Genomic DNA, 21,183 nt, shown 5'->3' with positions numbered 1-21,183 from the left:
AGCTTATGAATTATCAACTTGGTACGATTGACACGGTAATATTGATCTTGTATGGATTGATAATGGTGGCAATGGGAATTTATTTTTTAAGGAAGACCAAAACCTCTGAGGAGTTTATGGTGGCTGGTAGGGGTATTCCTGCATGGGCAGCCGGTATAGCCGTAATGAGTGCCTACACGAGTAGTATCTCATATATTGCCGTGCCCGGTAAGGCCTTTGACGATAACTGGCATCCTTTAATTTTTGCCCTAACGGCCTTACCTGTAGCTTGGTTTGTGACCAAATATGTTATTCCTCATTATCGAAAGAATAAGATTATTTCAGTTTATAAATACCTTGAGGATAAAATAGGGGATTGGGGGCGTATATATGCCTCTTTTTCCTTTGTGCTTTTTATGGTGGGTAGAACGGCGGTAATCCTATATTTGTCCTCGCTGTTACTGACTTCCTTTATTGATATTGATATCCGTACCTTGATTTTGATTATTGGGGTGCTGACCATTGCCTATACTTTAATGGGGGGCATGGAAGCTGTAATTTGGACCGATGTACTACAGTCGATTATTATGATCGGAGGGTTGCTTTTTAGCGCCTACATATTAACGACCGAAGTATTTTCAAAACCCGATTTCCTGATTCAAAAAGCCTTTGATGCGAATAAATTTAGTTTAGGTGATACTTCCATGTCATTGAGTAGCCGTACTATTTTGGTGATGGTGATATACGGGGTTACCGAGAACATCAGAAATCTAATGGCCGACCAAAACTATACGCAAAAATATAGTTCGGTGGCCACCGAGAAAAAAGCTAAAAGATCGGTATGGATTGCAATGCTCATCTATTTGCCCCTAACCGCCATATTCCTTTATATAGGAACCGCAATGTTCGCTTTTTATGCAGGAGGGGGGCATGTTCTTGACCCATCAATCATAAAGGGTGACGAGGTTTTTCCATATTTTATTGCCACCGAATTACCGGTAGGGCTAAAGGGACTTATCATCGCGGCCATTCTTGCCGCATCGATGAGTACAGTTGATTCAGCTTTGAATTCTTCGGCAACGGTTCTTTATTTGGACTATTATAAAAAGTATTTTAGACCCAATGCCTCTGAAAAGAGTAGTATCGGATTTTTAAGATGGACAACCGTAATTTGGGGCTTACTCGGGATAATCTTCAGTTTGTTGTTAATCAACGCAAAGAGTGCACTTGATATTTGGTGGCAGATTTCAGGTATCTTCGGAGGGGGAATCCTTGGACTGTTCCTTTTGGCCATCTTTAATGTAAAGATCAAACCTTGGCAGGGCATTACCGCTGTTGTTTTTAGTATCTTGATTATCATATGGGGTACTTTCTTAAGAGATCTGTCACCCCAATTGGATTGGCTCGAATGTACACTTGATCCCATAATAATCGGTGCGGTCGCTACAGCCGGACTTATTGTATTGTCGCTTTTATTTGCGGTAACCAATAAAAGGGGTAAATAAGAGTATAGGGGTATATCGTATGACAGCTAATAATAATATACTTTAGAATGGAAAAAGTACAATGGGGGGTGTTGGGAGCAGCGACCATAGCAGTGGAGCAGGTTATTCCGGCAATGCTTAAAAGCAAGTATTGTAATGTATTGGCCATAGCTTCAAGAAATAAGGCCAAGGCGCAAAAAATTGTAGAAAAATTCGGTATTTCAAAATGTTATGAGGGATATCAAGAACTCCTGAATGACACCGAAATTGAGGCTGTTTATATTCCCCTGCCAAACCATTTACATGTGGAGTGGGCCATCAAGGCCTTACGGGCAGGAAAACATGTTCTTGTTGAAAAACCGGCGGGAATGAACGCCAAAGAGGTTCTGGGATTACAGGATGAAGTCCAAAAGAATCCAGGGCTTAAGGTGATGGAGGCCTTTATGTACAAGTTTCATCCACAATGGGTTAAAGCCAAGGAGCTGATTGATTCCGGGGAAATTGGCACCTTAAAGACGATACAATCCTCGTTTTCATTTTTTGATGACGACGCTACAAGCATTACCAATAGGAAATCGTTTGGTGGCGGTAGTTTGATGGATATTGGTTGCTATTCCATTTCCATTTCACGATGGTTGTTTGGCGAAGAACCAAAAAGTGTAATCGCTTCCATTGAATACCATCCGGAATATGAAGTGGATATTTTGGCCTCGGGAATCCTTGAATTTGAACATGGGAATGCCACCTTCTTTTGTGCAACCCAATTGGATTATACGCAACAAGCCCAAATTTTCGGCACAAAAGGAAGTATCCGATTTGAGATTCCTTTTAATCCGCCCAACAATAGACCTTCTAAAATGTGGTTGACAAAGGATGAGGTGATAACGGAAATTGAATTTGAAATTTGTGATCAATATACACTGCAGGCCGATGCTTTCTCATTGGCTATATTGGAAGATAAGGCAACACCGGTACCCCTGGATGATGCTATTGCTAACCTGATGGTCATTGGAAAATTACACGAAAGCCATAGATTAGGTAGTCGAGTTACTATTTAAGGAGTGTAGCGTTAACAATAAGTTGCTCTATGGATATTGGTTTTAACCAAGATTAAAATAGTTTAAAAAAAGAATAAAATTAATGATTGGAACATTAAGGAGTCTTTCAGTTTTTGTGATAATGTTTATGTTGAATGTGACATTACATGCCCAACATGAGCATGCAAACGGAGTGGTGCACAGCCATTCCCATTATATGGAACACATGGCGACCCCAGCGCATAAATTGATATATCCGTCAAATACTCCAGATCGTATTATTTCGAATCTTACTGTGGATGCCGCGCATACTTTTGCCGTTAATTGGCGTACCGATCAACAAGTGCCTAATGGAGTGGTAGAGGTGGCTTTGGCCACTGATGGCCCAGAGTTTTTATTGGGAAATGTTCGAAGAATAAAGGCGGTTTCCCAAAAATTTGAAAACCAAAATAGGAATGAACCTCTGGTTAAGGCCACCTACCATTCGGCCTTGATCGAAAATTTACAACCCAATACGACGTATGTGTATAGAGTGGGTAACGGGAACAAAGATGATGGCTACTGGAGTGAATGGTTCCAAATTACAACTGCCCAAACAGATATGAAGGAACCTTTTAGTTTTATCTATTTTGGCGATGCGCAAAACGATGTAAAATCATTATGGTCAAGGGTGATTCGCAGTTCGTACCGTCGATTTCCACAAGTGGATTTTATGTTACATGCCGGTGACTTGATAAGCGATAGGGACTCCAATTTGGAATGGGGTGAATGGTTTTATGCGGGTAGTTTTATTCACGCCACGGTACCAAGTGTAATGACACCAGGCAACCATGAATACAGGGATGGCATATTGACTTCTTTATGGAGACCACAGTTTACCTTGCCGGAAAATGGGCCGATTGAAGCATTGAAAGAAACGTGTTTTGTTATTGATTATCAAGATATGAAACTGATTTCCATAGATAGCGAAGGTTTTGATGAAAGTATGGAGGCACGGGAATCCCAAGTGAAATGGCTCGATTCCGTATTGCAATCAAACACCAAAAAATGGATAACCATAACGACGCATTACCCTGTGTATTCTACAAAAGAGGGTAGGGATAATTGGGAGTTGAGGGAAGCTATAAAGCCTTTGATCGATAAATATGGGGTTGATTTAGTCTTACAAGGACATGACCATACCTATGCAAGAGGTTTTCCGGAAAATAAAGGTAAAGGATTAACGGTAGTGAAAGATGCAGGTACGGTTTATGCCGTATCGGTAAGTGGGCCAAAAATGTATGAATCTGAAGACCAGGAATGGATGATCAGGAGGGGGGAGTATACCCAACTGTTCCAGATTATTACTGTGTCGGAAGACAAGATAACCTATGGGGCCTACACCCCAATAGGTACGCTATACGATGCCTTTGAGATCATAAAAAAGAGAGGTAAAAAGAAATTGATAAACAAGGTACCGGATAGTCCAATACGGTTGAAAAGTGATTTTGTAGCGCCAAAGTAATTCTAGATTCCGGATTAGGGAAGCCTTTACGGAAACCCCTATTGCATTTTTTCTACCCATTTTGGAATAATAAAAATAACCTTTTTCACACCCAAAATAAATCCGGTTTTCCGGTTTGTCCTAATTCTTGCATGTTGGATTAGAAGAGTTCCCAAAAGTCATAAATACCACATCAACCATGAGAAAATCGATTTTACTTATAATCCTTTCTATTATATCGTGTAAGGAAACTCCATATAAAACCGATGAAACCAAGGCAGGGAACAGATCGTTTTATGTAGATGTACCTTTTGAACAGGAATACCACGAAGGTTTTTGGGTCGAAGGGAATAATCCAGACGCAAATGATATAAGGGCCATAAGTCTAGATGTGGATTCAAATATATGGGTCGCCACCAAGGATGGCATATATCGAAAAAAAGCAACTTCCCAAGATTGGCAACTTATGATTACCGATGCAGATCAAGGCCCTGCATATGATGTGGGATTGGACGCTACAGGAACCCTATGGATGGCAACATGGAATGGTGTCTATACCTATACATCCAAGGGAATCAAAAAAATGGAAGGGCTTAATCCGCCCATCGCAAAAGTGGTTTGTGCTAAAGAGGGGGTATACGCCTTGGGACCCTATGGTAATTGGTTTTACAATAAGGAAAATTGGGTCAAAAAGGATTATGACATCGCCAGAAGCATAAGGGCAGCCCTGTCCGATAATAATGGAGGGTTGTGGGTAGGGACCGATGTCGGACTATATCATTGTAATGATGGGGAAACAAAGGTCTATCAAAAGAATAATGACCTGGTAAGTGCTTATGTCAAAGGGATCGATTATGACGGTCAAGGTGAATTGTGGGTTGGAAGTATGGGGGGTATTGCAATCCGGAATGCTACTGAAAAAGTAGGGGAAAAATTGCCCCAGGATGGTCTACCGAATGCCAATATCAATGTGGTTAAAAAAGCACCCAATGGTATTATGTGGGTCGGGACAAATTATGGCATTACAAGATTTACACCGGGGGAAAAGGAATATTCAATACGATTGAGTAGACGTTGGCTGATGGATAATGAGGTACGGGACATTGCTTTTGATACTGATGGAAATGCATGGATTGCCACTGCAAATGGTGTTAGTGCTATCAGGAAAAAGCAAATGACGCTTCAATCCAAAGCGGATTATTTCTACAAGAAATTAATACCACGTCACGTTCGGGAACCATGGATTGTAGGGAGGTCCAAACTTACGATTCCCGGGGATACAACATCCATTGTCCCGGAAGATGACGACAATGATGGGGAATATACGGCAATGTACTTGGCCATGGAATCATTTCGATACGCAACCACAAAAAATCCACAGGCGAAGGAAAGGGCTAAAAAAGCATTTGATTTTCTACATTATTTGCGCGAAGTGACCGAAATTGATGGATTCTTTGCACGAACGATTATACCGGTATCCTGGGAAGAATCACACGATATGGACCGTACCTATACGGATCGGGAATTGGCGGAGGAAATAATCAAAAATCCACGACAAAAACCCGTGGAACAGCGTTGGCATATTTCTAAAGATGGAAAGTGGAAATGGAAAGGAGATACGAGTAGTGATGAGCTTTGTGGCCACCTCTTCGGTTATTACTGCTATTATACATTGGTTGCGGATAACCAAGAAAAGGAACGTGTAGCAAACCATTTCAGTAAGATAATGGATCATCTGATCGCAAATGATTTTAACTTGATAGGAGCCGATGGTAAGCATACAAAGTGGGGGGTATGGTCACCTCAAATGCTGAATAACGATCCAGAATGGGCTTCGGAAAAGGCTTTGAACTCCCTTGAATTGCTCTCTTTTTTGAAATTTACGTACCACATTACCAAAAATAAAAAATATGAGAACGAATATTTAAAATTGATAAATAAAGAGGGGTACCTTGAAAACGCTAAAATGTTGCATGCTACAAATCCTGCATGGGAAACGTATTTCGATATTTATATGGCTTTGTATGTTTACCCCCCGTTGATAAAGTATGAGGATGATCCACAGATTAAGAAGGAATATGTAATCCATTTAAACCAGTGGTTTGAAAAGAACAGGAAAACGAATAGTCCCCTTGTTAATTTTACCTATAATTATCTTTCCGGTGGTAATGATGAACTTGAGGCTTCCATTGCTTTTCTTAAGGATGCTCCATTGGATTTGGTCGATTGGAATATTGACAATGGTAAACGCGAGGATTTAAAAGTAGTCAGGGAACCCATATTAGAGGAACTACAGGTCGCGTTGCGACCACCAAGTGAATCCCGTGCAGTGCGTTGGGACAATAATATCTACGAGGCTGTAGTTGGCAACCCGGCCCAGGAAAAGGAACCTGTTTATTGGCTTTTGCCCTATTGGATGGGGCGTTACCTTAATTTGATACAAACAGAATAATGGGGGCACGTCCACTTGTGCATTGTTTTCCATTGTGTGTAAAGCTATCGCTCAATCAGGCATGGTGGATCTATTCCCGTAAACGGTTTCGATTTTTTAATCAGTCATTTTTCCAATAATAGAAATAGCCGTCCTCGGCACCCAAAAGTAAATCGGGATTTCCTTTATTGTCCCAGTTAACGAGTGTGGGACTCGTGGTATGGCCGGCTAACTTCAGATCCGATAAGTTGCCGTTGAATTTGAATTCTACTTTACCATCGGCCTGTCCGATATTTTCCCATAGGGCCGCATTGATGCCGTTGACCAAAATATCAATATCCCCATCGGCATCCCAATCGCCAAAAGCAAGTTTTCGCCTTCCACTGCTGCCATATTTTTTCTCGCTGAGCCTTAATGGACCGTTTGATATATCAATAAGCTTGTTTTTTCGATCAAAGGTGCCATTTGCTGAATGAAAAATCCGCTGCCCTGGTTTTAGAATTAACTCCGCCCCATCTTTAAATCGCTCATAGTAGCTTAAATACCCTTCTTGATCTAACATAACCAAATCCATTAGTCCATCTTTATTCCAATCAGTGGCATTGGGTGTTGTTCTCCATTGGGTAGCCAAGGTGTTCGGTTCGGGATCCCACCAATACCACTCCGGTTTGGGTGTTTCGTTTTCCCATTGCACATGAATGGGTTTTTCGGCACTAAGTTTGGGGTTCCCCTTTGTGCCTATATTTTCATACCAAACAATTTTTCCCCATATCGAGTTTACGATGATATCCTTTAAGCCATCATTGTTCCAATCCTCTACCGACAAGGTTGTATAGCCCCATTTTGCTTCACAGGGGCCTTGGATGGAGCCACTCTCACCAGCTTGGATCCTTATGGTTTCATTTTCGGCGGACAGTAATTTTGGGGCATTCCATTTGGGGGTATCCTTTCCATCGAGGTTTTCAATAAATGCAATATATCCTGCAGAATTGCCACAGATAAGATCTTCATCACCATCATCGTCCCAATCGGTGCTAAAAGGAGTGACCAACGCTCCGAATTTCACGTGTTCCGCTTTTTGCTGAAAGTACTTGGGGTCGTTAAACACCGGCATGCCATTCTTGGTTTTTCCGGTATTCTCAACGAAAGCCACCCGACCGTCTTCGTCCCCGACAACCAAGTCGATGTCGCCATCCTTGTCCCAGTCCAAAGAAACGGGTAGGATCATTTCGAGGTCCATGGCTATAATTCCAGTCTCGTTTTCCAAATACTTACCCTTGGCGTATTTTGGCTTTTCCCGCGTACCGATGTTTTCGAACCATGTGAATTTATCCATAAATTCCCCACAAATAATGTCCAAATCACCATCATTGTCGTAATCGTCGAAGTTTGGGGTAGGGGCACCGTAGACGTCAATAGGTTCTCCGTCTGCGGTAATCTTATCCTTCAACGCGTAGGTACCGTTTACGTTTTCGATCAGATAGACGTAGCCATGAAGCGGTCCGTTGGTCCAAATGCCATGGTCATCAAAGGCATTATCCCATCCATAATCCTCCCCATCCTGGATTCCAACAATGATATCCAGATCACCATCATTCTCATAATCGACGTATTTCCATTGATTGAATCGGATTTTATTATGGAGTTTTTCAAAAGCATCCCCTGGGTAGAGTACTTCGGACGTATCGGCAAAAGTGTTTTTAAAATCTTTCAATTCCTCACCAGGTCTCAAAAAACGGGGTTCCCCATTAACATAAGATACTTGGATGTGTTTTACGGGGTCATCGCTAACCTTGACGGCCGGGGCGAAGACCGGAAAGGAATCACCACTGGTGTTTTCGAAAAAGAAGATTCCATGAAAAGGCACATCACTACAGGAAACCAATAGGTCATAATCCCCGTCATTGTCATAATCCATAGGTAGCGGGGAAGCCCATAGTCCCACCCCCAGGTCGACCGTTAAGCCGGGATTGTTATAGGCCAAACGTTCAAACTTTGGGGAAAATTCGACATTGGATTCGTTTTTTGTTTTACAACTTAACAGTGTGGATAGAACAATAAATAGTAACGCTTTGGTAGAATTCATAATAAAGAGGATAGTCTGTACATAATTGGTTACGTAAAAATAGGAATAGCTTTAGTGTAGTTATCTATTATTATTGATTTGTTTATATGGAAAATTGACCTTTTTTAGAAAAATTAAATAGAGCAAGGTTCAGGGTGTTTGTTGCAAAACCATTGGATTTTCTTTTAAAGGGATACCAGATTAGCAGTTATGTTTCCGATTAGTGATGTATAATCAAGAAGGATGGAAGATGGATGAATTCGATTAAAATTGGCTTTTAGGTCAATATATTATGTGTTTTAATCAATAATGATGAATGAAAGCGTTTTTCATAATGCTAATTTTATCCACTTATCAAAGCAAGGAATTTATGGGAAAATTAACATTGGTTTTAAGTCTTTTTATGTCGATTGTTTTAACCGCGCAACAATATGAGGATGTGCCTTATCTTCAGGATTACGCAGTAAAATTTGAACTACAGGAATCGGTCAAGGGTGTACACCTGAAACAAGTAAGGAGTGATCGGAACTTAGCGATTAAAATGCTCTCTGCTGACGGACTTTTGAATGCATTTGAAAATGAACTGTCTTTGGATCTGCAATATAGGCCCCTAACGGATATGAAAATAGTCGCTATCGACAACTATCAAAACCAATTTGTCTATTTGACCGATACCTCTGTCTTAAGTAATGCATGGGGCGGAACGTTTGAAGTGGAACATGGTTTGCAGCAACCAACCCATTTTGTAATGGGTTCGGAATTTACGGCTTTGGTCTCTTCTGCCAATACATTGAAATTAATCAATAAGGAAGGAAAGATATTATGGGAAACCAATCAAAACGGATTGGACCTTATTTCATTAAAATATGATAACCGAAAGAATCGTTTCTTGCTTTTGGGTTCGAACGCTATTTATGGGGTTGCACTTGCCAAACCGGAACTTAAAAAACTATACTCGGGTTCAAACTTGACTGCCATGGCCGTTTATAAGGATGATATCGTTGTTGGGACCAATAATGGCATTATTACTTTAACCGGTACTGCTTTAAAAGAAAGTGAAGTCAATCAGAAATTACCTTGGACGGAAATCACAGCAATTAAAAATATCAATAATGATTTGTGGTTGGGGTCTACAAAAGGGGCATTCAAATTACGTGAGGATGGTAAGTATGACTATTATGCATCAAAACGTTGGTTGGTTGATGATGAGGTGATCGACATAGCAAAAGGGCCTGATAATAGCGTGCTCATTGCTACCAAAACGGGCTTGTCACAAATAAATTTTGTGTCGATGACCCTCGCTGAAAAAGCAGCGTATTTTCAAAAAATCCAGCGTTTGCGTCATATTCGATATGGTTTTACTGCTAATCTTGAATTGAAAACACCTGGAGATTTAACAACAGGTTACTACCATGATACCGATAATGATGGTTTATGGACATCGATGTATTTGGCCGGGGAATTGTATCGCTATGCGGTTACCAAGGATGAGGATGCAAAACAAAATGCCTATGAGGCCTTTGAAGCTATGGAAAGGCTGACGGCACTTCCTCCGATGGATGGTTTTCCGGCAAGGTCATTCGAACGTGACGGTTATGAGATGGGACTGCATGCAAATGGGTTCTCTGAGGAATGGTATAAAAAACACGTAGCCGAAAATGGTAGGATCTGGCGATTGACCGATGATGGAAAATGGCGATGGAAATCGACAACCAGTAGTGATGAAACCTGTGGACATTTCTATGTTCATGCGCTTTTTGCGGAGTTGGCCCCGGATCAAGAATGGAGAGATCGCGCAATACACCAACTCAAGATTCAAATGGATCATATTATGGATAATAATTGGTATTTGGTCGATTGGAACGGTAAGCCTACGGCATGGGGCAAGTGGAACCCCAAATACGTAAATAGTTTTCCGATAAATGTGGGTGATAGAAGATTGAATTCTACCCTTATACTGTCCTTTTTGCAAACGACATATCATTTTACAAAAGATGAAAAATATAAGAAGGCGGCCCTAAAGTTAATCAAGAAATATGGTTATGATGAAAATGCAAATCGCCCAGCAACTACCATTGGTTTTGTTGAAGGCCAGGATTTAAGCGACCGTTGGAATCATTCTGATGATGAAATGTATTTTTTGACCATACCGGGTTTTGTAAATTATTCGTTTACTGAGGAACAACGAGCAAAGCATTTCGAAACGGTAAAAAGCCATTGGGAAGTCGAACGTTCAGAGAAGAACCCTTTGTGGAACTATCTTTTTGCCCTAACCGGTAGTACAACCATTGATAGCGAGGAGTCTGCATGGAATTTGCGCGAATTCCCCATGGATTTGATCGACTGGAAAATTGACAATAGCCATCGTAAGGACTTGATTATGATCGAGCCTAATTTTAGAAGCCAAACGTATTCTGAAGTGTTGCCAGGTGATGAGCGTGTACTACACAAGCATAATGGTGCATATAGAAATAATGGGGGTAATGCCAAACAAGAATATGCGCCCTATATTTATCTATTGCCTTATTGGGCAGGTCGTTATGCCGAAGCAATCAGTGCTCCAAAACAATAAAGGAATCTTAAAGGAAAATAGTATTATACTTTCAGTAAATTAATGTAATAATGGGAAATTTTAAGTATTTAGTTCTTTTTGTGGCCGTCTTTTTTGTCTCTTGTTCAAGTTTAAAGAACAAGACAGACCTGAGTGAAACATTACAGGTGTTTAATGCGGCTCATGCCAATAAAGTTCTTGTAGCTTCACATAGAGGAGCACATATGGGTAATTTCGAAAATTCCATAGCTTCCGCAAAGCAAGCTATTCGATTGGGTGTTGATATTATCGAAGCTGATGTGAAAACAACCAAGGATGGATATTTGGTTTTAATGCATGATTCAAGTATTGATCGAACTACTACAGGAAAAGGTAAGGTTGAGGATTTAACTTTGGCTGAAATCAGAAAGTATAAGCTTAAGGCACCCTATGGTAGAATAAGTGATGAAACCGTGCCAACCTTTGAAGAGTTCTTAAAAGTAACCAAAGGCAAGATTATGGTTGATGTCGATATGAAGACGGATAATGTTAAAGGTATTTTAAAGGCAGTTCATGACTTTGATATGGGTGATCAGGTATTTTATTTTGACAATGATTACGATCAATTGGATTTAATAAAGGAATTGGATAAGTCGGCGCAACTTATGCCTAGAGCCTATTCTTTGCAAATGGCAGATTCGGCCATTGTAAAGTTTGCGCCACCCGTCGTACATATTGATTCAAAATTCAATACCAAGGAGGTTGGTGATTTACTAAAAAAGAACAATTCAAGAATTTGGATAAATACGTTGGGGGAAAAAGATGCGCTTATCCGATACGGTAAGGGGGAAGAAGTTGTTCAAGAACTTATAAAGTACGGTGCAAATATGATTCAAACCGATGAACCTGAAATGTTGTTGGAACTTCTAAGGTATAAAGGGTTGCATCATTGATTGAAAACGCTATAAACAATAAAAGGTCCTAGTAATATTCGATAATAGGACGTCTATTTGGATTATGGAAATCATGGTCCTTTAGACCCATATTGGTGCGGTGCATTTTATAGGAAACGCATACCAAGATACAAGCCATTCTTTTACTGACGATGTGATGTTGAATCCCGTACATTTGGTTCCTAGGGAAGCTGCCAAATAGGGAGGCTTGTCCATGGGAAAATGGTGCGTCATTCTAAATCAATTCCTTTGGTTCTATGAAAAAGGGTTTGACTTTTTAAATAAAAGTCAAACCCTCGTTATTTTCAACTTATGCGGTTACGGGAAAGTGTCCTTTTTACCATAAAAATTGATTTTAATATTGCTCTACATTTACCTCCAGTTTGTTGGTAAAGGAATTTTTTAGGATGGCCGCTAGTTTCTTTTCCATTTCCTCGGTCTTTTCCGGAAATTTATCGGCCAGGTTATTGGACTCCCCAGAATCTTCTTTCAAATTGTATAGTTGTTGGTTGGGCTCGAATCCAGTCTCGATCTTTGGTCCCCATGGAACCATTTTAGGGCCGTTGTGCGGTGCAATATATTTCCAAGTACCCTCAATATAGGATAAGGGCCCTTCAAAACTTTCTTGGACCAATGCATTTCTGCCAACCTTGTCGTCGCCCAATAAAACGTCTAAGCGGTCCTGGCTATCGATTACATCATTTTGGATTGTATCAACCCCTGCCAAACGGCCAAAGGATTTTAAGAAATCCACTTGGCTGATCATGGCATTGGAAACGGTTCCCTTTCCTTTACCATCTGGCCATCTTACAATCAAAGGGATTCTCGCCCCTCCTTCAAGGGAACTGTATTTACCGCCCCTTAAATCACCTGTTGGTTTATGGTCTCCAATGAGTTCCCTTGCTTGGTCATAGTATCCATCGTCAACAACCGGGCCGTTGTCACTAGAAAAGATTACTATGGTGTTGTCCATCAGATCTTGTTGTCTAAGGAAGGACATTATTTGACCCACTGTCCAATCCAATTGCAGGATTACGTCGCCTCTGGGTCCCAGACCGCTTTTACCTTGGAACATTTTATTGGGAGCCCTTGGTACATGGATATCGTGGGTAGAGAGATAAAGGAAAAATGGTTCGTTTTTATTCGATTCGATAAAGTCGGTCGATTTTTTCACTAATTGCTGGGCGATGGTCTCGTCGTCCCAAAGTGCATCACGTCCTCCCGTCATCCAGCCAATGCGACTTATGCCATTTACAATGGTGTTGTCATGGCCTTGTGAAGGTTTCATTTTTAGCAGTTCCGGGTTTTCCTTGCCAGTGGGCCAATCCCCTACTTTTTCTTTGTAATTTACTTTGATGGGATCGTTAGGATTTAGATCCACAATATTGTGATTTTCAACAAAAACACAGGGAACACGATCTCCGGTCGCAGGGATGATATAGGAGTAATCGAACCCAATTTCCAAAGGTCCAGGAGCTATTTCCCCATTCCAATCGGGGCCTCCTATGCCTCCAAGACCCAAATGCCATTTGCCCACGATACCGGTTTCATATCCAGCGGATTTTAAAATGGAAGGTAAGGTTGTGCTAGCCGTATCGATCAATAGGGACTCATCTCCCTTTGCAACACCGGTACCTTTCTTTCGCCAAGCGTAATTACCCGTTAACAGCGAATAACGGGAAGGGGTACATGTCGCTGCGGTTGCATAGGCGTTTCGAAATACGATGCTCTCCGTGGCCAAAGAATCCAAATAAGGGGTTTGAAGGCCAATGGATCCATAAGGACTTATATCGCCATAGCCTAGATCATCGGCATAAATAAGCACAATATTGGGACTTTTGGGTAATTCCATGGATTTATGGATTTCCGTGCTTTTATTTTTACAACTTACCGCTAAGATGGCAAGAAAGGTAAATATTGGAAATACATAATTTTTGTGGGTCATAGTTTTGAATTTAAAAGTAATGTGGCTATTTTTTTTTGGTATTTTCAAAGTAACTTTTGAAGAGATAATATAACAACAATTTTGAAGGTGTACACGCAAAATCATTTATTATTTTTCTTTTAAGGATACTGCTATTAACGATAAGGAAAATTTAAATACTGTCGAATTAAGAGGGTCTCAAGGCAATGGAATAATAAGTTCAGGTCTGCATATGGCCAAGGCATGGAAATCATTAAAAAGGGCTACCTCTCCCTCGATTTTGGCAGCTGGCTTCCTTTATGGATTCTTTGGTTGTGCAATCCACCCACGCACGTTGGCAAGGAATTTACTTTTGGAATTTTAAAGGTTTTACGATAAAAAGTAAATCTGCCGAAATTTAAAAATGGAATACCATGGGATCCATAGATTGTAAGAATATCCGGTTGTACTTGAATATTTATACTCCGTTTTGATCAAGGGTGCCAGAAACCATAGGTTTCATCTGTATTGATTTTTTCTGAAGATACCGGAACCTTAAATAGGCAGCTACGTATCCAAGTAGTAAGAGGAGCAATAGTTGAATGACCTCATGGCTATACAAGTAAGCGTCCACTCCCATAATGGCATGTCTTTTTATAAAAACAAAGAATGGTTTTAGAGGGAGAAGGTTGGATATGACCTGCAGAAACAGGGGCATATCACTTATTGACCACGTAATACCCGTTACCAAGAAAACAGGATAAGATGTAAAGGCCATAATTTCCATCGCTACGGCTTGTGAACTGAAGAACGTCGAGATAAACCATCCGTACAGCAGTGTTGCCATAAAGAAGATCAGGGAAACGAAAATCAGGGTGAGGAAATCACCTTTGATGGGTAGGTCGAAATAAGGAAAGGCGACTAAAAAAGTAAACAGCAAATACGCTGAATATAAGAAAAGATGAAAGCCTAATTTACCTGTAATATACGTTAGAAAGTTATACTTACTCGTTTCAAAGCCAATTTTCATCAAGCCTTTCTTACGGTCTGAAGCGATGCTTTCCGATAACCCTATAAGCAATGTTTGGTGCAGAATAAGCACCAATAGGGCAGGCAAAAGAAAGTTTCCGTAATTATTGGTCGGATTGTATACCCCATTTACCTGTGTGGTTATCGGATTGGCCTTTATTTCCGCAAACGTGGGATTTATGCCTTTGGACTCAAAATACTTTTGTCGCGATTCCAGGGCGTAATCCATAGTCACAAGAGTCACTGCCTTGTTAATGTCGTTTGAGGACAGGAATTTCGTGTTGTTCAGAATAAGTCCAATAGGGGAACTTTCGTTCTTTTTGAGTTTTTTTTCAAAATCACGGGGTATACTAATGATTCCTTGAATCTCAAATTTTGACATTCCGATTTTGGCTTCGGGGAGACTGTTGTACACATGGGTGATATCGACCTTTTGAGTCGCATTGACCTTATTCAGGAATGACTTACTACTCTTTGTCAGGTCCATGTCCACAACCCCCACACTGACTTTTTCCTCATCCTTCTTGATGTAGGTCGATCCCATCATCACAAAATAGAGTATGGGCGCAATGAATAAAACCAAAAGGATACTATGGTCTTTGATAACCAGTTCAGCTTCCTTTATAATTAATGTCAAAATAAGTCTTAGGTTCATAACGCAGCAGTCTTTGGGGAAAGAAAAATAGATTTTCTATTGATCAAGAGTCCTATCGCGATCATGAGTATCCCACAGAATAAAAATAATAGGAGTTTCAAAACCTCTGGTAAAATAAAGTTCAGTGACGTATCCAGTTGATATAACTTTAGAAAAGCCGTTAGGAAATGGGTGTAGGGTATTATTTCGGCATACACGGTATTGGGCCAAGGCATTGCCCAGATCGGAAAGGTGAATCCGCTGAACACAAAGGCAGGCGAATTGTAGAAAATAGCGGCATCAAGGGCAATGATTTCATCCTTGACCATTAGGGACAATCCGAATCCCATTATAATACTAACGGTGATAAAAAGTAATAGTAATAGGAATAGAAAGCCTATGTTCCCGTAGATGGGAATCCCAAAAATGGGGAATATGATGGCGAATGTCAATCCGGACAAACCAAGGGAATAGACCATATAAGCAAAATATTTGCCCAATACCATGGTGGGGATACTTCCTCTGGCGAGGGAAAACAATTCCTGATAAGTGTTGTTTTTCCATTCAAGGTTGAAAGCCCTGGCGGCGGCCAGGAAAATGATCATTTGTAATAAAACGGTGGTCAAGCCAGGTAACAGATAATACACATAATTATATTGTGGGTTCCCCAAAACCCGTGTATTTATGTTAATGGGCAATACGGTACCTAGAATTTTGTTCGGATTTATGCCCAAAGGGGCTATTCGTTTAGCCACGATGGCCCCACTTAAGGTTTGGGTAACCTGTAATGCGGTTTTGTATAACAGGTTTCCGAAAACAATGTTTGTCGAGTTCGTATATATCCGTATCTGTGTAGGTACGTTTTTTAGGATGTTTTTATGGAAATCCTTTGGGATATAAAATACACCCTGAACATCTTTTTCAACAAAGGCATTCTCAATGGCGTCAGATGATGATAGGTAATGGGTGACCTTTAGATTGGGGGAAGACTCCAAAAACCGGATATATGTACGGCTTAAGGTGCTATTGTCGTTATCGTATACGGCAACGGGAATCTCCCTAAGTGCTCCTTTATAGTAAATTGATCCGAGCAGAAGAAACACGACCAACGGAATAATGATAAATAGATTCCGTGCCGATTTCAGCCGTGCCAACCGCAGCATTTCACGTTTAAAAACACGATATACAGGCCAATTCTTGAGCATATTGATTATTTGTAAATCTGAATGGACATACCTGGTCGAAGCTCTTCTATACGGTCTTGGGGTTTTAGGTGTACTTCAAAGGTCTTCAGCTCATATTCCCCCTTGGCCTTTACAGGAACCCAAGTGGCAAAATCTGCCATAGGTGAGATATAGGTCACTTTGAATTTGACTTCGTCGCTACCCAAACCGGGTACTTTTGCCGTATATACATTGTCTTTCTTAAAATCGGCCAGATCATCTTCCCTTACATTGAAGATGGCATATATTTTTTCCGGTCTTTGTATGGTCAATATGGGGTAGCCGGCCGCCATAACCTCTCCTTCTTCAGCAATCTGATTACTGATGATTCCAGCAGTGGGGGCGATGATCTGTAGTTCATCGTAGAAAGCCTCAACTTCCTGATAAGCACCTTTGGCACTTTCATAACTTCCGTAGGCGGCTTTAATGTCTTCCTTACGGGCACCGCTTTTAGCCATTTCCCATATGGATTTGGCGGCATTCATTTGTTCCTTGGCGGCGTCATACTTGAATTGAAGCTCGTCCATTTCCTGTTTGGAAATAATACTGTCCGCATATAAGGCCTTATATCTTTTATAGGTTTTTTCGGCAAAATCAAATTGGCTTTTAGCCATTTGATATTGGTTTTTCAGAGCATTTATTTCCTCAGTCCTTGCACCGAATTCCGCTTTTTCAACCAAAGAGCGGGCAGCTTTGACCATACCCTCGGCCTGACCCTTTTTCGCGTCGAGTACGTCGGCCTCCAAAGTGGCCAATAACTGACCTTTTTCAACTGTTTGCCCTTTCTCGACCACAATGGTATTTACCCTTCCCGGAATTTCGGAAGACACATTTACCTCTGTGGTTTCCAAGATACCTGTATATATTTCTGGATTGGAAGAACTTGCTCGAATGATAAAGTATACAATTGAAAATAGGATGACAAGTACCGGAATGGCTAATGTGATATGTGCTTTTTTCACGATGATGCTTATTTACTAATGATTTGAATTACTCTTTCTGGCTCCCCTATGGCTGTATATAAATTGGCAATGGCTTTAAAATAACCATCCAAGGCTACCAATTGTTCCACTTTCGATTTTTCATATAATAAAGAGGCATCGATAACATCAATGGACTTGCCAATGCCTTCTTCAAATCGTCGTTTGTTTATCCTTAGGTTCTCCTTGGCCAGCTCAACCGTGGTGATATGGCTATTGTAGAGTTTTTTCTGATTTAAGGCATTGGTATAGTTGCTTTTTACCAGTAAGTGGATTTGCTGTGTAGCGTATTCTTTTGCGTTTTCCACTTCCATTTGCAAATGTTTACTGGCTTTAAGCTTGTTGATGTCCTTAAAACCATTGAAAATATTGATCTGTGCCTGTACACCGACGATAAATTTAGGTGGAATTATGGGTAAATCCTCTCGAAACATATTATAGCTACCAAATGCCGCCACATTGGGCATAAACTTTGATTTTTCAATAGCATGTGCCTGTTTGGCCATTACTTCCTTCTGATTGATCAATTCCAGTATGGGTTGTTGGGCGTATGCGGTATTTAAGAGGGTGTCAAAATTGAGATAAATATCCCGATATGCGATACTGTCCATAACCTTGAAATGAACCGAATCGGGTACGTTCATTGTGGAACGCAACGCCATTTCTGCCAATTGCATTTTATTGCGCTCATTATTTAGATCTTTCTCGGCATCGGCTACGGCAACCTGGGCCCGTAACAAAACATGTTTGGGGAGAATCTCTAGCTGTATGGCGCGTTCGGCTTGTTCCTTGTGTTTGAGCATGCCGTCATAAACCTGCTTACGGACTTTGATAACCTGTTTTAGCAATACTACATTCAGATAGCGTTCAATCAGTTCATTGGCTATTTCATCCTTAACCTGTTTAAGTTCTATATCGGCAGATTGTAATTCGGCTTTGGCATATTTTTTTGCAGCTATTATTTTTCCTCCCGTAAATAAGGGTTGGGTAGCGGTCAAGGCTGCGGTCACATATTCCTGATTATCGATAATCATATTGGTGTAATCGGGGAATTGTCCTAAAACACTGACCATAGTGCTGAATGCACTTTCGGCACTAACACCCGACAGACCGATCTGTTCGCCATAGGCTTGCACAAATGCCGCATTGTATTTACCGCCCAATTGGTCTAAAGAGCTCGACATTTGGGAAGAGTTCACCTCTATATTCTCACTAAGGTACGTATAGCCACCTACAAGATTTACAGACGGCATAAAATTGCCCTTAGCCGCTTTGTCCTCATAGATTTTTTGTTTTACACGTTCCGAGTAACGCTTGATTTGCTCATTGTTGTTGTAGCTTAGATCCAATGCCTCGGAAAGACTGATTTCCCGTTCTTGTCCGTTCACATAAGAGGTAAAGGGAATCACAATGAATAACATCACGATTGTTTTGAATGGGATGTTTGATATTTTTTTCATCCAAATACTCATACTGATAGTATAAATGTATATCTAAAATTTTCGATACAAAGTTCCCTCGATATACTATTACTATTTATGACATAAGTCATAAAAATTCAGGTTTTTTGATTATCCTTCGGTATCGGAATATGTCTTGATACCCTAATATATAGGGGTCTTCATAATGGGGGTAAGTATGGGGTTCGGTTGGTTATTGTTATTGGTTTTTTGTCCCCTTAAGGAATAATCATCCCTATTTTATAATTAAAGGACAAAATTATGGAATTGTATTCGGTTTATTTAAACATCATCATAAAATAACCAGAATTAAAAAATATTATCGATTCGATACTTGTTCATTTAGAAAACTTTCTTACTTTTAAATGTGTAACAAATACACTTTTTAAGAGTTGCTGAATTAAGATTACATAACTGTAATTTGAAATTTTTTTGGAAAAGATTGCAGTTTAAGCTGCGATCTTTTCTTTATTGCAACCGATGGAAACTGAGGATTCCTTGAAAACATCCCTATTGGGGATACGGGTATTTTTTGGGCTAGCCATGAATAGCCTATGGATTGGGACAAGGTTTATGGTCCCCAGTCTCCGCAAGGTCAACCGTGTATAATGGACAAAAAGTTATGAGAAAATCAAAATGTATTTATTTCCTTTTGTTGACTATAGCAATGACCTTTGGTGGTGTAAGTTGTAAGAATAAAATCCAACAAGAAAACATAAAAGATCCTATGGAACAGAAATCAAAAGCTACCGTCACTAAAAAGGATTATGGCACTACCTCTGAGGGCAAGACCGTAGAACTTTATACGTTGAGGAATACAAATGGAATGGAAGTGGATATCATAACCTATGGTGGCCGGATTACGGGATTGTCCGTTCCGGATCGACATGGAAAGTTTAGTAATGTGGTCTTGGGGTTTGATACTTTGGAACATTACGAAAAGGAAAATCCTTTTTTCGGCGCTTTGGTCGGTAGATATGGCAATAGAATCGCAAACGCCAAATTTTCATTGAATGGCAAGGAATATAACTTGGCGGCAAATAATGGCCCAAACAATTTGCACGGGGGGCTAAAAGGCTTTGATAAAGTGGTTTGGAAAGTGGAAGCGACGGATGAAAATGAAAATGCGATATTAAAACTGGGTTATCTGAGTACGGATATGGAAGAAGGTTTCCCAGGGAATCTCAACACTACCGTTACCTACACACTTACCCAAGACAATACCTTGCAAGTAGCCTACGAAGCGACTACCGATAAACCTACTGTGGTGAACCTGACACAACATTCCTATTTTAACCTCTCTGGGGATTTCTCGAAAACCATAATGGATCATGAGGTTTCATTGGAAGCGGATCAACTGGTTCCTGTGGATGAAAACCTGATTCCTACAGGGGAACTTATGGATGTAGCTGGGACTCCATTTGATTTTAGGTCCCCCAAGCCAATAGGAAGGGATATCAATGCTGATAATGATCAAATTAACAAAGGTGGCGGATATGACCATTGCTGGGTATTAAAGGGTCAAGATGCAGGTTTAAGAACAGTGGCTAAGGTATATGATCCAGAAACGGGAAGGGTTATGGAAGTTGCCACTACCGAACCAGGGGTTCAATTGTACACAGCAAATTTCTTGGATGGCACACTTCCAAGACCGGATGGGGGTACTTTCGGTAAAAGAAGTGGACTTTGCTTGGAAACCCAACATTATCCCGATTCCCCGAACCAGACCGATTTTCCTTCCGTAATCTTGAATCCGGGAGAAAAATACTCCACGGCTACTTACTTTAAGTTCGGAACCAAATAGAAAAAGGTTACCCAAAGAAAAGAAAATCCGAAACACTTCATATTGCTGGATGGCAACAATGCTAATTTGTTAGAGTTGCCAACGATTACTTTTTGGAAAAGCGACAAAAGGAAAGGAGGAACCAATAGAGTTTTTAGCGATTGGGACGTCATCGGTTGACTCGCGCTATAAGGTGTTGTTTCTTTAGA

At 40.5% G+C, this 21,183-nt stretch carries 13 protein-coding genes; 7 read left to right on the top strand and 6 right to left on the bottom strand.

What is annotated here, in order from left to right; genetic code table 11:
• Nucleotides 1-5 precede the first annotated feature (5 nt).
• From HPE56_RS03070 to HPE56_RS03055, 4 genes are all read left to right on the top strand, one after another.
• The gene (locus HPE56_RS03070; protein WP_188242287.1) at nt 6-1,484 is read left to right on the top strand and encodes a sodium:solute symporter family transporter; all 1,479 of its coding nucleotides are present in this window, start codon (nt 6-8) and stop codon (nt 1,482-1,484) included.
• 47 nt (nt 1,485-1,531) lie between these two features.
• Nucleotides 1,532-2,521 (top strand): Gfo/Idh/MocA family protein, encoded by a 990-nt coding sequence (locus HPE56_RS03065; RefSeq protein WP_188242286.1) that lies wholly within the window; start codon nt 1,532-1,534, stop codon nt 2,519-2,521.
• 82 nt (nt 2,522-2,603) lie between these two features.
• Nucleotides 2,604-4,004: a purple acid phosphatase family protein gene (locus HPE56_RS03060; RefSeq protein ID WP_188242285.1), complete on the top strand. Its 1,401-nt coding sequence runs from the start codon at nt 2,604-2,606 to the stop codon at nt 4,002-4,004.
• 178 nt (nt 4,005-4,182) lie between these two features.
• Nucleotides 4,183-6,435, top strand: coding sequence for a ligand-binding sensor domain-containing protein (locus tag HPE56_RS03055; protein WP_188242284.1), 2,253 nt, complete (start codon nt 4,183-4,185; stop codon nt 6,433-6,435).
• Nucleotides 6,436-6,535: 100 nt separating this feature from the next.
• Here the strand turns inward: HPE56_RS03055 and HPE56_RS03050 are convergent, their stop codons facing one another.
• Nucleotides 6,536-8,500, bottom strand: a complete 1,965-nt coding sequence (locus HPE56_RS03050; RefSeq protein ID WP_188242283.1) for an FG-GAP-like repeat-containing protein — start codon at nt 8,498-8,500, stop codon at nt 6,536-6,538.
• 349 nt (nt 8,501-8,849) lie between these two features.
• Here HPE56_RS03050 and HPE56_RS03045 point away from each other — a divergent pair, with 349 nt between their 5' ends.
• Nucleotides 8,850-11,051, top strand: coding sequence for a hypothetical protein (locus tag HPE56_RS03045; protein ID WP_188242282.1), 2,202 nt, complete (start codon nt 8,850-8,852; stop codon nt 11,049-11,051).
• A gap of 50 nt (nt 11,052-11,101) precedes the next feature.
• The gene (locus HPE56_RS03040; RefSeq protein ID WP_188242281.1) at nt 11,102-11,962 is read left to right on the top strand and encodes a glycerophosphodiester phosphodiesterase family protein; all 861 of its coding nucleotides are present in this window, start codon (nt 11,102-11,104) and stop codon (nt 11,960-11,962) included.
• 355 nt (nt 11,963-12,317) lie between these two features.
• On the opposite strand, the gene HPE56_RS03035 is transcribed toward HPE56_RS03040, so the two are convergent.
• The 5 genes from HPE56_RS03035 to HPE56_RS03015 all read right to left on the bottom strand — a co-directional run bounded on the left by HPE56_RS03035 (nt 12,318) and on the right by HPE56_RS03015 (nt 19,152).
• Nucleotides 12,318-13,907, bottom strand: a complete 1,590-nt coding sequence (locus HPE56_RS03035; protein ID WP_188242280.1) for a sulfatase family protein — start codon at nt 13,905-13,907, stop codon at nt 12,318-12,320.
• A 436-nt stretch (nt 13,908-14,343) separates the two neighbouring features.
• The gene (locus HPE56_RS03030) at nt 14,344-15,549 is read right to left on the bottom strand and encodes an ABC transporter permease (RefSeq protein ID WP_188242279.1); all 1,206 of its coding nucleotides are present in this window, start codon (nt 15,547-15,549) and stop codon (nt 14,344-14,346) included.
• Nucleotides 15,546-16,733: an ABC transporter permease gene (locus HPE56_RS03025; RefSeq protein ID WP_188242278.1), complete on the bottom strand. Its 1,188-nt coding sequence runs from the start codon at nt 16,731-16,733 to the stop codon at nt 15,546-15,548. Before HPE56_RS03025 ends, HPE56_RS03030 begins: the two co-directional genes overlap by 4 nt.
• A gap of 5 nt (nt 16,734-16,738) precedes the next feature.
• Nucleotides 16,739-17,713 carry an HlyD family secretion protein gene (locus HPE56_RS03020; protein WP_188242277.1) on the bottom strand — a complete coding sequence of 325 codons (975 nt, stop codon included), beginning with the start codon at nt 17,711-17,713 and terminating at the stop codon, nt 16,739-16,741.
• An 8-nt stretch (nt 17,714-17,721) separates the two neighbouring features.
• Entirely contained in the window at nt 17,722-19,152 is a 1,431-nt protein-coding gene (locus tag HPE56_RS03015; protein WP_223170151.1) for a TolC family protein, read from the bottom strand.
• Nucleotides 19,153-19,813: 661 nt separating this feature from the next.
• On the opposite strand from HPE56_RS03015, the gene HPE56_RS03010 reads away from it, so the two are divergent.
• Entirely contained in the window at nt 19,814-20,995 is a 1,182-nt protein-coding gene (locus tag HPE56_RS03010) for an aldose epimerase family protein (RefSeq protein WP_188242275.1), read from the top strand.
• The last annotated feature ends 188 nt before the right edge of the window (nt 20,996-21,183 follow it).

Origin of the sequence: Maribacter aquimaris (assembly GCF_014596745.1) — a bacterium.
GTDB lineage: Bacteria > Bacteroidota > Bacteroidia > Flavobacteriales > Flavobacteriaceae > Maribacter_A > Maribacter_A aquimaris.
Note: the sequence above shows the minus strand (reverse complement) of the source record. Positions and strands in the feature narration are given on the sequence as shown.